This is a genomic window from Cupriavidus gilardii (assembly GCF_017598945.1).
Classification (GTDB): Bacteria; Pseudomonadota; Gammaproteobacteria; order Burkholderiales; family Burkholderiaceae; genus Cupriavidus; species Cupriavidus gilardii_E.
Window position 1 is genome coordinate 1 of sequence record NZ_JAGFTW010000022.1, and the last position, 13405, is coordinate 13405.

Here is a 13405-nt window from a genome sequence, read left to right on the forward strand (position 1 = left end):
CATACGAGATGCGCCTGAGTCTGGGGGGCTCGGAGAGGGGTATAAGAGACAGGGACCACACCGCCGACGTGGCGAACGCAACGGCGCCATCCCGCTTCACGCTGCTGCCTCAATCGATCCTCGACCATGTGCTGCAGTTTCTGTCGCTGCATGACCGGGTCGTGCTGGAACGCAAGATCTGCCACGCGCTGAGCCAGCGCCTGCAGGCGTGCGCGGCGGCGGATGCCGCGCTGATGCTGACCACCAATATCTGGACCGCGGCCATGCTTCGGACCCAGCTTGACGCCCTGCCACAGTCGGACCTGCCGGCCGTCGGGCGCGCCCGCGCGATGGCCGGCATGCTGGCGCGCGTGCCCGAATTGCCCGCCGACGAACGCTGGAGCGCGATCGAAGCGGTGCTCGAGCGGCTCGACACGGTGTCCGGCGCATTGGCGCCCGTGATGGATGCCCTGGCGGCGTACATCGCCGACCCGGCCGGCAGCGGCGTATTGGACGAGCCGAAACTGTTGCGCCTGGCACAGGCGGTGGCCATGGTGCCGGTGGCGACTGGCGCCCGGGCGCGGATCGCGGTGCTGGGCCGCGCCGTGGGACCGCAGTCCACGGCATGGGGCCGCGGGCTCGCTGCGATGCTGTTGCCCGACGCGGCCAGCGCGCTGGCCGTCGCGCATGCCTTGCCCGCAAGCGAGCAGCTTCGCGGATTGGGCCAGTTGCTTGCCGCCGTCATGGCTCGCTCGCACGATCACCCGGCCTACGCGCAAGCCTGGTCCGCGCTGCTGGCAGCCGCCACCGCCGAAATCCGCCGCGACGCGGCCTTCGCCACGCGCCTGTTCTGCGCCCTGCTGGCCCGACTGCCCGGCGGCCCCACCACGGCGCATTACCATGGCCAGCCACCCTCGCCGGACCAGTCCTTGCAGCACTGGCTCTCGCTGCTGAACGCCGCGGCGGCGCTTCCCGGCGACGCCGACTTGGATGTCGCGCGGGCGTCGATCCACACGGCAGGCGCCACGCTGCTGAACGATCCCGATCGCGCCGCGACGGCGACCGCGTCGCTGCTGGCCCATCTGGAGGCATCGCGCATGGACGCGGCCCAGCAGCTCCATGTGCGGGCCGAACTGGTGCCCTATCTGCCGCCCCCGCAGCAAGGTCCGGCCTGGCACGCGCTATGGGACGAGGCCGAACGGCGGTCGCTGCCGTCGCTGGCGCTCCTGCTGGTCAATATCCTCCATTGGCATCCGTGCGATCCGGTGCGGGGATGGCAGCGCGCGCAGTCCTACTGCCTGAGCTCCGCCGCGCCGACGCCCGAACAGCGCGCCGCGCTGCTGTGCCAGGCGGGCATCCATTGCGCACCGGGCACGGCCATCGCCGAAACCATGTTCCATGCGGTCAGCGAACTGGCGCTGCGTCACCACCAGTTTCTGCCGCTGGTGCGATGGGTGGCCGACGAAGACGATCAGCCGGCCGACCGTATCTTGTCCGTCATCTGGAGGTTGCCGCCGGCGGCGCAGGCGCGTGCCTTTTCGGTATGGCTGGACCAGCGCGGATGGGTCGACGAACTGCTGCCCGAGCTGCTGCCGCTCGCCAGACAACTGCAAGCCGCCGGCTGCTGGCCGGAGTTGAGCGAGATGGCCGCCGCCTGGGCTCTGCGCTGCAGCCGCATGCTGGAGAGCGGCCCGACGCTGTTGCCCTGCAAGGCGCATGCCGCCATGCCGCAGTTGACCGCCGACATGCTCGGGGTACTGGAGGACGCGCCCCCCGCCAGCCACACGCCGCAGCTGCTGGCGGACATGGCGCAACTGACCAGCGATCTATGGCTGCAGGGCAACGCATCGACGCTGATCGAGCGCGCATGGAACCTGATCGACCGGCTCGATGCACAGGCTGTGCGTACCGCCATGGACACGCTGCATCGGCGCAAGCAGACGTCGCTCAAGTTCCTGGGCGACGACGACCTGCTGCTGGGCGAGTGCTGGGCCAGGCCGACCTTGCTGCGCGCCACCGAGCTGGTGCGGACCCGCTTCACCGCGCCGGAGCGCCGTCGTTGGCTGGCGCGGTTGGTCGAGGCCGAAGGCCGGATGGGCGATTTCCGGCCGGACGTCGAGCGCAACCGCTTCGATGCGGTCCGGCAGGCGCTGTGGCTTACCGCGACCGCCCTGCCAACGGAGGCCGTCGATGCCGTGCGCCCCGCGATCGCGCCCTGGTTTGCGCCGGCCTCCCGCGATCCGCTGCACCTCGAAGCCTGGCAGCAGGCCGCGGCCCAGTTCCGCTCATACCGGCGGTAGGCGGCGCGCCCGTCGCGCTGCCGCGTGCGCCCGTCCCGCCGCAGCGCGACACCTTATAATGTCACCCCTGCGACCCGTCGAGCCTTCCGGCATGCGCCCGCGCATGCCGGTGCACGTGCCGGCCCGTCGAGCGCGTCGCTCACGATTTTCCGCTCTCGATTTCCACCTCCCAGCCGCCTCTGCGTCCCCGCCCATGCCTGCCCAATTGATCGACGGCAACGCCCTTGCCAAGCAAATCCGTTCCGAAGCCGCCCAGCGCGCCGCCCGCCTGACCGAACGCGGTCACCAGCCGGGGCTGGCCGTGGTCCTGGTCGGCGAGGATCCGGCCAGCCAGGTCTATGTCCGCAACAAGGTCAAGGCGTGCGAGGACAACGGCTTCTTCTCGTCGCTGGACCGCTATCCGGCCGATCTGTCCGAGGCCGATCTGCTGGCCCGCATCGACGAACTGAACCGCGACCCGAAGATCCACGGCATCCTGGTGCAGCTGCCGCTGCCCAGGCACATCGACAGCCACAAGGTGCTGGAGGCAATCGCGCCGGAGAAGGACGTCGACGGCTTCCACGTCGCCAACGCCGGCGCGCTGATGACCGGCGCGCCGCTGTTCCGTCCCTGCACGCCCTACGGCTGCATGAAGATGCTCGAGTCGATCCAGTACCCGCTGCGCGGCGCGCACGCGGTGGTGGTCGGCGCCTCGAACATCGTCGGCAAGCCGATGGCGATGCTGCTGCTGCAGGCCGGCGCCACCGTGACGATCTGCAATAGCAAGACGCGCGACCTCGGCGCCCATACCCGCCAGGCCGACGTGATCGTCGCCGCGGTGGGCCGCCGCAACCTGATCACGGCCGATATGGTCAAACCCGGCGCGGTGGTGATCGATGTCGGCATGAACCGCGACGACGCCGGCAAGCTGTGCGGCGACGTGGACTTCGCCGGCGTGCGCGAAGTCGCCGGCCATATCACGCCGGTGCCCGGCGGCGTCGGCCCGATGACGATCACGATGCTGCTGGTCAATACGCTGGAGGCGGCCGAGCGCGCGGCGGGTTGAGGCGAGCGCCGGTACACTCGAACACTCGCTCAGGAACCCGATCGAAACCCACGCTGGAAAACCGCGGATCCGCCCCAAGCTGCGGAATATCCGAACGTCACCGCCAACGAGAAAGCCATGGATCAAGCCGACAAGAACGCCGCCAACCCGCTGCTCGATTTCAGCGACCTGCCCCGCTTCGCCGAGATCCGCCCCGAGCATATCGGCCCGGCGCTGGACGTGCTGCTCGAAGCGGCCCAGCGTGCCGTCGCGCTGGTCGAGGATCCGGCCCGGCCGGCGACCTGGGCCGATACCGTCGACACGCTGGAGCAGGCCACCGAGCCGCTGGGCCGCGCCTGGGGCGTGGTCGGTCATCTGAGCTCGGTCGCCGATACGCCGGCGCTGCGCCAGGCCCACGCCGAAAATCTGCCGCGCATGACCGAGTTCTGGTCCTCGCTGGGCCAGAATCTGGCGCTCTACGAAAAGTACAAGGCGCTGGCCGCCAGCCCCGAGTACGCGGCGCTGAGCCCGGCCCGCAAGCAGTTGCTCGATAACGAGCTGCGCGGCTTCCGCCTCGGCGGCGCCGAGCTGCCCGAAGACCAGAAGCCGCGCTTCGCCGAAATCCAGGAAAAGCAGGCCCAACTGGGCAAGGCGTTTTCCGACCACGTGCTCGACGCGACCAATGCCTATTCGCTGGTGATCGAAGACCCGGCGCGCCTGGCCGGGCTGCCGCCCGACACGCTGGAAGCGGCGCGCGAGGCCGCGGCCAAGGATGGCAAGGAAGGCTGGAAGTTCACGCTGCATTTCCCCTCGTATTTCCCGGTGCTGCAGTACGCCGACGACCGCGCGCTGCGCCAGACGCTGTACGAGGCCAACGTCACGCGCGCGTCCGAACTCAGCCCGCAATACGGCACCGGCCAGGCCGACTGGGACAACACCGCCAATATGCGCGAGCAGCTGGCGCTGCGCCGCGAAGAAGCCCGGATGCTCGGCTATGGCTCGTACGGCGAGGTATCGCTGGTGCCGAAGATGGCCGATTCGCCGTCCGAGGTGCTGCGTTTCCTGGACGAGCTGGCCGCCAAGGCCCGCCCCTATGCCGAACGCGACTGGGCCGAGCTGCGCGAATTCGCCGCGAAGGAACTGGGCCTGGCCGAACTCGCGCCGTGGGACGTCGCCTATGCGTCCGAGAAGCTGCGCCAGCAGCGCTATGCCTTCTCGGAACACGAGGTCAAGCAATACTTCCCCGAGCCCAAGGTGCTGGAAGGTCTGTTCGGCGTCGTGCAGAAGCTGTTCTCGGTGCGGATCGCGCCGGACGAGGCGCAGACCTGGCACAAGGACGTGCGCTTCTATCGCGTCACCACGCCGGACGGGGCGCTGCTCGCGCAGTTCTATCTGGACCTGTACGCGCGCGAAGGCAAGCGCGGCGGCGCCTGGATGGATGACGCGCGCGGCCGCCGCGAAGGCAGCGACGGCACCGTGCAGACGCCGGTCGCCTACCTGACCTGCAATTTCTCGCCGCCGGTCGGCGACAAGCCGGCGCTGTTCACGCACGACGAGGTCATCACGCTGTTCCATGAGTTCGGCCACGGCCTGCACCACATGCTGACCCAGGTCGGCGAGCTGGGCGTGTCGGGCATCAACGGCGTCGAATGGGATGCGGTCGAACTGCCCTCGCAGTTCATGGAGAACTTCTGCTGGGAATACGAGGTGCTGGCCGACATGACGCGCCACGTCGACACCGGCGAGCCGCTGCCGCGCGCGCTGTTCGACCGCATGCTGGCGGCCAAGAATTTCCAGAACGGCATGATGACGCTGCGTCAGATCGTGTTCTCGGCCTTCGACATGCATCTGCATACCGACTTCGATCCGGACGGCGACAAGTCGGTGCTGGAACTGTCGCGCGAGATCAACGACCGCATCCACGTGGTGCCGCAGTACGCGCTGTCGCGCTGGCCCAATACCTTCAGCCATATCTTCGCCGGCGGCTATGCGGCGGGCTACTACAGCTACAAGTGGGCCGAGGTGCTGTCGGCCGATGTCTACGCCGCCTTCGAGGAAGCCGCGCAGCTGACCGGCAGCGTGCTCGACAGCGAGACCGGCGCGCGCTATCACCGCGAGATCCTGTCGGTAGGCGGCAGCCGCCCGGCGATGGAGTCGTTCACCGCGTTCCGCGGCCGGCCGCCGCAGATCGACGCGCTGCTGCGCCACGGCGGGATGGCGGCATGAGCGGCGCGCCCGACGACCTGCTGGCCGGTATCGACGGCGCCGCGGCCGTGCCGGCTCCCGGCAGCACGCTGCCGCCGCCCGTGCCCGCCACCGCGCCGTCGACGCTGCGGATCGCCTCGTGGAACGTCAACTCGCTGAAGATCCGGCTGCCGCAGGTGCTCGACTGGCTGATCGCGCAAGAGAACGCCGATACGCCGATCGACGCGCTGTGCCTGCAGGAACTGAAGCTGCCCGAGGACAAGTACCCGCTGGCGGAACTGGAGAGCGCGGGCTTTCGCAGCATCTTCGTCGGCCAGAAGACCTATAACGGCGTGGCGATCCTGGCGCGCAACACCACCATGCCGCCCGCCACCGACGTGGTGCGCAATATCCCCGGCTTCGAGGACGAGCAGCAGCGCGTGGTCGCCGGCACCTATGGCGACGTGCGCCTGGTCTGCGCGTACTTCCCCAACGGCCAGGCACCGGACAGCGACAAGTTCGCCTACAAGCTGCGCTGGCTCGACGCGCTGACCGCGTGGCTGCGCGAGGAACTGCAGCGCTATCCGAAGCTGGCGCTGCTGGGCGACTTCAATATCGCGCCCGAAGACCGGGACGTGCACGACCCGGCGAAGTGGGAAGGCCAGAACCTGGTCTCGCCGGCCGAGCGCGCGGCCTTCCAGCGGCTGCTGGAACTGGGCTTCGCCGACGCCTTCCGGCTGTTCGAGCAGCCGGAGAAGAGCTTCTCGTGGTGGGACTACCGGATGCTGGCGTTCCGCCGCAATGCCGGCCTGCGCATCGACCATATCCTGCTGTCGCCGGCGCTGCGCGAGCGCTGCACGGACTGCACGATCGACCGCACGCCGCGCAAATGGGAACAGCCGTCGGACCATACGCCGGTGGTTGCGACGATGCGGCTGGGGTGAACATCGGGGCCGTTGCGGCGATCGCTGCAGCGGCCGCTTGATCGTCCGTGATCGGCCGATTCATCGATCCCGGGGCATCGCCCACCCAGGCGATGTTTTTCGAATGGCGGCGGCATCGCTTATCATGCGGGGCAGAGACTCTACCGACGCGCCGGCCCACGAGCCGGCGCGCAGTCCCTCGGGCCCGCCATGCAAGCCGTGCAACCGCTTCCTTCCTTTGCCTTTCTTCCCGCCCGCCTGACGACCGTCGCCGGCGCCACTGACCTGCCGCGGGACGCCGTTCCCGCGACCACGCGGTGACGGCGCCGGCGGCGAGCCGCCCTGCCCACGGCTGGCAACGGCTGCTGCCGGCCTGGCGTCATCGCGTCACCGCGGCGACGCTGCGCGCCGACCTGTTGGCCGGCCTGCTCGGCGCGGTGCTGGTGCTGCCGCAGGGCGTGGCGTTCGCCACGCTGGCCGGCCTGCCGCCGCAATATGGCATCTACGCTGCGGTGGTGCCCTGCATCGTTGCCGCGCTGTTCGGTTCGAGCTGGCACGTGATGTCCGGCCCGACCAATGCGAATTCGCTGGCGCTGTTCGCGATGCTCAGCCCGATCGCCTTCGCCGGCAGTCCCGAATACATCAATCTGGCGCTGGTCGTCACGATCCTGGTCGGTGTACTGCAACTGGCGGTCGGCACGCTGCGGCTCGGCTCGCTGGCCAATTTCATCTCGCCGTCGGTGCTGCTCGGCTTTACCTGCGGCGCGGCGTCGCTGATCGCGCTGTATGCGCTCAAGGACCTGTTCGGCCTGCAGGTGCCGACCGGCACCAGCGCCTTCGGGGTGGTGCGCCACCTGTTCGAGCAGGCCGCCACCATCAACTGGAGCGCGGCGGCGGTGGGCGCCGTGACGCTGGCCGTCACGCTGGCGGTCAAGCGGGTCTCGCGCCGGCTGCCGTTCATGCTGCTCGGGCTGCTGGCCGGCTTCGTCTGCGCCTGGCTGCTGAACCGCAGCGGCTGGGGCGGCGCGCATCATGTCGACGTGGTCGGACCGATTCCGGCGGCCATTCCCCCTTTTCGCATTCCCGACATCCCCTGGGACCGCCTGTCGGACCTGCTCGGCATCGCCTCGGCGCTGACCATCGTCGCGCTCGGCCAGTCGATCTCGATCGCCAAGGCCGTCGCACTGCGGTCGGGCCAGCACATCGACGCCAATCGCGAATTCATCGGCCAGGGGCTGTCCAATATCGCCGGCGGCTTTTTCTCGGCCTATATCTCCTGCGGCTCGCTCAACCGCTCGATGCCGAATTTCGAAGCGGGCGCGCAGACGCCGCTGGCCAGCGTGTTTTCCGCGCTGCTGCTGGTCGCGCTGGTCGCGGTCAGCGCGCCGCTGCTGGCGCAGATTCCGCTGGCGGCGATCGCCGCGATGCTGCTGCTGGTGGCGTGGGGCTTGTTCGATTTCGCGCGGCTGCGGCGCATCGCCCGGCTCTCGCGCACGGAGTTCGCGATTGCGCTCGGCACCTTCGGCGCCACGCTGGTGATCCGGCTGGAAATGGCCGTGCTGCTCGGTACCGTGCTGTCGCTGGTGGCTTATCTCTATCGGACGTCGCGGCCGGCGGTGCGTACGCTGGTGCCGGACGCCGACGATCCCGACCGGCGCTTCACGCCCCTGGACGAACTGCGCCGCCCGCAGCCGGAGTGTCCGCAGCTGAAACTGATCCGGATGGAAGGCGCGATCTTCTTCGGCGCGGTGCAGTACGTCACCGACCGGCTGCACGAGGCGCGCGCGCAGATCCCCACGCAGACGCGGCTGCTGGCGATGACCAAGAGCATGAACTTCATCGACCTGGCCGGCGCGGAAATGTGGGAGGCGGAACTGGCCGAGCGCCGCGCGCTGGGCGGCGATCTCTATTTCCATCGTCCGCGCACGCAGGTGCTGCAGACCTGGGCGCAGACGGGCTTTATCGCCAAGCTCGGCGAGGACCATATCTTCGCCACCAAGCGGCACGCGCTGCACAGCATCGTGCCGACGCTGGATCCGCAGATCTGCGCGACATGTACGGTGCGGGTGTTCGAGGAGTGTCCGCACGAGGCCGCGAAACCGGGGGAATCAGGACAATCGGGGGAATCGGTTCAAGCCACCCGGCAGGAAATCGCGGCGGGCGCAATCGAAGAGACAAAGCGGGGATAAGCGGAAATGAAAAACGCCGGTATGAAACCGGCGCCAGACTGGGTCCAGCCGCAGCGCGCCCTGTTGCCCGGACCGTAGCGGTCCGATGCGGGCGCCCCTGCTCAGACGGGCGCCACGTGCGCGCGCTTGACCACGATGGGCTGCGGCACGCCCTGTTCGATCAACACGACTGCGGCGCGTTCGATGGTATCGCGGCCGGCGCGGAATGCTTCTTCGAGCGACAGCACCTGATCGGCGCTGAATCCTTCCCACAATGCCTCGCGCGTGACCACGCAGGTCACCTTCTGGCCGTCGACAATGGCGTGAAACAGCAAGCCTTCGTTATTGATGTCATAACGATCTTGCTCCTGGAATTTGATCTCCATCGGTACAGCCCTCCATTGCAAGTGAGTGGGCATCCTAACATGGGTCCCGCCGGCCTCGCAGAAAAGTCCTTTGCGAAGATCGGTCATCTGCCGAGACTGCCGCCGCCATCCCGAGTTCCCACCGGCACGCGCAAATTTTGTCACGCGTGCCGAAGCGGCAAGGCTCCCCGGGATTTGACAACTCTACAAATAATGCTAGAATCTCGGACTTCGTTGGGGCGTTAGCTCAGTTGGTAGAGCAGCGGACTCTTAATCCGTAGGTCGAGTGTTCGAGTCACTCACGCCCCACCAGCGAATATTGTAGAAAAGGCCGGGCTGCTTCGCAGCGCCGGCCTTTTTGTTTGGCTCTTTGCTTGGCTTCTTGTTTCGCTGCAACCGGCGGACGCCGGACGTTCAGCGCCGCGCCTGTACCAGCTCCCGCGCCATGCGCCGATGCTCGGCCAGCACCGTCGGCAGATCGGCGCTCTGCAGCACGCCGTCGCGCACCACCACCCTGCCGTTGATCACGCTGGTCGACACCGTGCCCGGCGTGCAGAACACCAGCGCGGCGACCGGGTCGTGTCCGGCGCCCGCATAGCCGACCGCGGACATGTCGAAGGCGACGAAGTCGGCCGACATGCCGGGCGCCAGCGCGCCGATATCGTCGCGGTTCAGCACCTTCGCGCCACCGAGCGTGGCGATCTCCAGCGCCTCGCGCGCGCCCATCGCCGCCGGTCCATAGCCGACCCGCTGCAGCAGCATCGCCTGGCGCGCCTCGCCCAGCATGTGCGCGCCGTCGTTGGACGCGCTGCCGTCGACGCCGAGCCCGACCGGCACCCCGGCGTCGCGCATCGCGTGCACCGGGGCAATGCCCGATGCCAGCCGCATGTTCGAGCAGGGACAGTGCGCGACCCCGGTGCCGGTGCGCGCGAACAGCGCGATGCCGTCGGCGTCGAGCTTGACGCAGTGCGCGTGCCAGACATCGTGGCCGACCCAACCCAGGTCCTCGGCATACTGCGCTGGCGTCATGCCGAAGCGCTCCAGCGAATAGGCGACGTCGTTGTCGTTCTCCGCCAGATGGGTATGCAGCGAGACGCCATAGTGGCGCGCCATCGTGGCCGACTCGCGCATCAGCTCGCGCGACACCGAGAACGGGGAGCACGGCGCCAGCACCACGCGCAGCATCGCGTGGCGCGAGGCATCGTGGTATTGCTCGATCAGCCGCTGGCTGTCGCGCAGGATCGCCTCCTCCTGCTCGACCACCGCATCGGGCGGCAGCCCGCCCTTGCTGCGCCCGACGCTCATCGATCCGCGCGCCGCATGGAAGCGCATGCCCATCTGCCCGGCGGCCTCGATCGCGTCGTCGAGCCGCGATCCGTTGGGATAGAGATAGAGATGATCGCTGGTGGTCGTGCAGCCCGACAGCATCAGTTCGGCCATCGCGGTGCGGGTCGACGCAGCGATCATGCGCGGCGTCAGATTGGCCCACAGCATGTACAGCTCGCCGAGCCAGCCGAACAGCTCGGCATCCTGCGCGGCCGGCACCGCGCGCGTCAGGCTCTGGTACATGTGGTGGTGCGTGTTGATCAGGCCGGGCAGCACCACATGGCCGCGCATGTCGAGCACCTGCGCGCTGCCGTCGTCGATGCGCGCGCGCCAGTCGGCCGGCAGATCGGCGGTCGCGCCGACCCACCGGATCGCCGGCCCCTCGGCCACCAGCGCGCCGTCGGCGATCTCGCGGCGGTTCGCGTCCATGGTCACCAGGACGTCGGCGTGGGTCAGGATCAGCGTCATGTCGTTGTCTCCGTGAGGTCGGATGGTCGGTGGTCGGTGGTCGGATGGCCGGATGGTCGGCCATCGGATGGCGGGCGCCAGTCTACGGCGAGCGACGGGCGGCGCGATAGCGCCGATTTGCGCCCACGGTGTGCACATTGCGCGCACACCGGCAGCAACACCCCTCTGCCGCCGGATGCCTTCGCCCGCAGGGCGCGCGCTAACGCCCCGCCCCGCCGGACAGCGCCTTCAATGCTGCGCCGATCCGTTCGGCCATCAGCACGGCCGCCGAATCGAGCGGACTGCGTGCCCGGGCGAACAGCGTGAGCCGCTGCAGCGGCAAGCCAGGATCGCGCAACGGCACGAACACCAGCGTGCCGGCCTCCCGCTCCTCGATGGCATCGAGCGGATTGAGCAGCGCGATGCCGGCGCCGAGCATCACGAGCCGCCGCATCAGCACGGTCGACCCGGCCTCGATCGCCGCGGGCACCGGAATCGCGGCGCGAACGAAGGCGTCATCGAGCAGGCTGCGGATCGACATCGTGGCCACCGGCAGGATCAGCGGATAGCCGACGCATTCGGCCAGCAAAGCCGACGATTGCTCGGCCAGCGGATGGCCGGGTGCGACCACCGCGCCGATCGGCCATTCGCCGCCGGCCAGCGACGCGAAGGCCGGCGTCGGCGACAGGTCGTAGCCCAGTCCGAGCTCGGCGTCGCCGTCGGCCAGCGCGGCGACGATCTCGGCCACCGGCAGGTCCAGCACGCGCACCACGATGCCGGGATGGCGGCGACGGAAATCGTGAATCAGCGGGGGCAACAACGAACCCGCCAGGCCGGCGGTGGTGGCAATCGTGACGATGCCCTGCTGCCCCGCGTTGTAGGCCGCGATCCGCTCGCGCAGCGCGTCGTGCTCGCGCAGGGTCTGGCGCACGTGGGCCAGCACCATCTCCCCGAGCGGCGTCAGCCGCAGCCGGCGCTGGATGCGCTCGAACAGCGGCGCCCCGAGCTCGGCCTCCAGATCCAGAATCTGCCGGTTGATGGCGGTCGGCGCGACGTGCAGCGCTTCGGCCGCCTTGCGGATCGACCCGCGGCGGACCACTTCATCCAGATAGCGCAACACGCGGGCATGCATCGATCCAGGTCTCCGGAGAATGTCGCCGCGGCGGCAGGCCGCGCGCGACAGCCGGGCATTGTAGCGGCGCGGGCGGCGGTGGTCTGTCAGGCGTCTCCGGCATCGCTTCGGTGCTTGCAAACCCCGGCAGTCCGCGCTAAAATAGCGGACTTCGTTGGGGCGTTAGCTCAGTTGGTAGAGCAGCGGACTCTTAATCCGTAGGTCGAGTGTTCGAGTCACTCACGCCCCACCAGCGAATTCCCGAAAGGCCGGACTGCATCGCAGCCCGGCCTTTTTGTTTGGCTCTCTGCCGGAGCCGCCTCCCCCGGGCGCTGTTACGGGTTGTTACGGATATCCCCGCCGCGCCATTCCGGGTTGAATGCCGGTCCGGGCATATTACGAAACCAAGTTCCGCTATACGGAACCATTGCCCGGCCCCGACCGGTGCGCCGCTCCTCTCGCGATGCGCCGGCCAACGCAACAGATGGAGGCATTCTTGAAATCCGCATTGACCGCCAGCGTGGCAGCCTGCCTGGCCGCATTCGGCCTGACCCACGGCGCCGCCCATGCCCAGGGCTATCCCAACAAGCCGGTGCGGCTGATCGTTCCGTTCGCCGCCGGCGGCACCACCGATATCGTCGCCCGCGCGGTGTCCGACGCGCTTGGCCGGCAGCTGGGCCAACCCGTGGTGGTGGAGAACCGTGGCGGCGGCGGTGGCGCGATCGGCGCCGACGCGCTCGCCAAGTCCGCGCCCGACGGCTACACGATCGGCATCGCCACGGTCAGCACGATGGCGACCAACCCGGCCACCAATCCGAAGAATCCGTACGACCCGCTGAAGGACTTCGCGCCGATCACCAATCTGGTCAACGTGCCGAACGTGCTGACGGTCAATCCGAAGGTGCCGGCCAAGAACCTGAAGGAGTTCATCGCGCTGCTGCGCGCCGAGCCCGGCAAGTACAGCTACGCGTCGGCCGGCAAGGGCAGCATCTCGCATCTGGACGGCGAGCTGTTCAAGCTGACCACCAAGACCGACATGGTCCACGTGCCGTATCGCGGCTCGGGTCCGGCCCTGAACGACACGCTGGCCGGCCAGGTCAGCGGCCAGTTCGACAACCTGCCGTCGTCGATGCCCCATATCCAGGCCGGCAAGCTGCGCGCGCTGGCGGTGGCGGCGCCCAAGCGCGTCGAGGGGCTGCCCGACGTGCCGACCTTCGCCGAGGAAGGCATGAAGGACAACAACAATATGGCCTGGTACGGCCTGGTCGCGCCGGCCGGCACGCCGCCCGCGATCGTGGCACGCCTGCACGAGGCCGCCGTCAAGGCGCTGCAGGATCCGGCCGCCAAGCGCCGGCTGACCGAAAGCGGCGCCTACCCGGACGGCAACACGCCGCAGCAGTTCGCCGCGCAGATCAAGCGCGAACTGGAACTGCGCAAGAAGATCGCGCAGGAGCAGAAGATCACGCTCGAGTAATCGGGCGTAGTGCGCGGACCGCCCCAGTCGGCGGCGGTCCGCCTCTTCCCTGACAGCCGCCACGCCCCTCCCTCGCCTGCCTCGTTGTCCCTGCAGCACCGGCC

The 13405-nt window shown here is 68.8% G+C and carries 9 protein-coding genes and 2 tRNA genes; 8 read left to right on the top strand and 3 right to left on the bottom strand.

Annotated elements, in window-relative coordinates:
* The 5 genes from J5T34_RS09145 to J5T34_RS09165 all read left to right on the top strand — a co-directional run.
* Positions 1-2279, top strand: a 2279-nt coding sequence (locus tag J5T34_RS09145; RefSeq protein ID WP_208579486.1) for a hypothetical protein, incomplete at its 5' end; no start/stop codon positions are given.
* Between the two features lie 193 nt (positions 2280-2472).
* Positions 2473-3324, top strand: coding sequence for a bifunctional methylenetetrahydrofolate dehydrogenase/methenyltetrahydrofolate cyclohydrolase FolD (gene folD, locus J5T34_RS09150; protein WP_208579487.1), 852 nt, complete (start codon positions 2473-2475; stop codon positions 3322-3324).
* A gap of 117 nt (positions 3325-3441) precedes the next feature.
* Complete coding sequence (locus J5T34_RS09155) at positions 3442-5529, top strand: M3 family metallopeptidase (protein ID WP_208579488.1); 2088 nt, start codon at positions 3442-3444, stop codon at positions 5527-5529.
* A 104-nt stretch (positions 5530-5633) separates the two neighbouring features.
* Positions 5634-6431: an exodeoxyribonuclease III gene (gene xth / locus J5T34_RS09160; protein ID WP_208579492.1), complete on the top strand. Its 798-nt coding sequence runs from the start codon at positions 5634-5636 to the stop codon at positions 6429-6431.
* Between the two features lie 296 nt (positions 6432-6727).
* Positions 6728-8599, top strand: coding sequence for a SulP family inorganic anion transporter (locus J5T34_RS09165; protein ID WP_432207644.1), 1872 nt, complete (start codon positions 6728-6730; stop codon positions 8597-8599).
* Positions 8600-8700: 101 nt separating this feature from the next.
* Here the strand turns inward: J5T34_RS09165 and J5T34_RS09170 are convergent, their stop codons facing one another.
* Positions 8701-8964, bottom strand: coding sequence for a DUF1488 domain-containing protein (locus J5T34_RS09170; protein ID WP_006579010.1), 264 nt, complete (start codon positions 8962-8964; stop codon positions 8701-8703).
* A gap of 215 nt (positions 8965-9179) precedes the next feature.
* Between J5T34_RS09170 and J5T34_RS09175 the strand changes: the two genes are divergently transcribed.
* Positions 9180-9255 (top strand) — tRNA-Lys (locus J5T34_RS09175).
* A 102-nt stretch (positions 9256-9357) separates the two neighbouring features.
* On the opposite strand, the gene J5T34_RS09180 is transcribed toward J5T34_RS09175, so the two are convergent.
* Together J5T34_RS09180 and J5T34_RS09185 are read right to left on the bottom strand one after the other, a co-directional pair.
* The gene (locus J5T34_RS09180; protein ID WP_208579489.1) at positions 9358-10737 is read right to left on the bottom strand and encodes an 8-oxoguanine deaminase; all 1380 of its coding nucleotides are present in this window, start codon (positions 10735-10737) and stop codon (positions 9358-9360) included.
* 199 nt (positions 10738-10936) lie between these two features.
* Entirely contained in the window at positions 10937-11848 is a 912-nt protein-coding gene (locus tag J5T34_RS09185; RefSeq protein WP_208579490.1) for a LysR family transcriptional regulator, read from the bottom strand.
* Between the two features lie 156 nt (positions 11849-12004).
* On the opposite strand from J5T34_RS09185, the gene J5T34_RS09190 reads away from it, so the two are divergent.
* Together J5T34_RS09190 and J5T34_RS09195 are read left to right on the top strand one after the other, a co-directional pair.
* A tRNA-Lys gene (locus J5T34_RS09190) sits at positions 12005-12080 on the top strand.
* A 210-nt stretch (positions 12081-12290) separates the two neighbouring features.
* Positions 12291-13301: a Bug family tripartite tricarboxylate transporter substrate binding protein gene (locus J5T34_RS09195; RefSeq protein ID WP_432207645.1), complete on the top strand. Its 1011-nt coding sequence runs from the start codon at positions 12291-12293 to the stop codon at positions 13299-13301.
* The last annotated feature ends 104 nt before the right edge of the window (positions 13302-13405 follow it).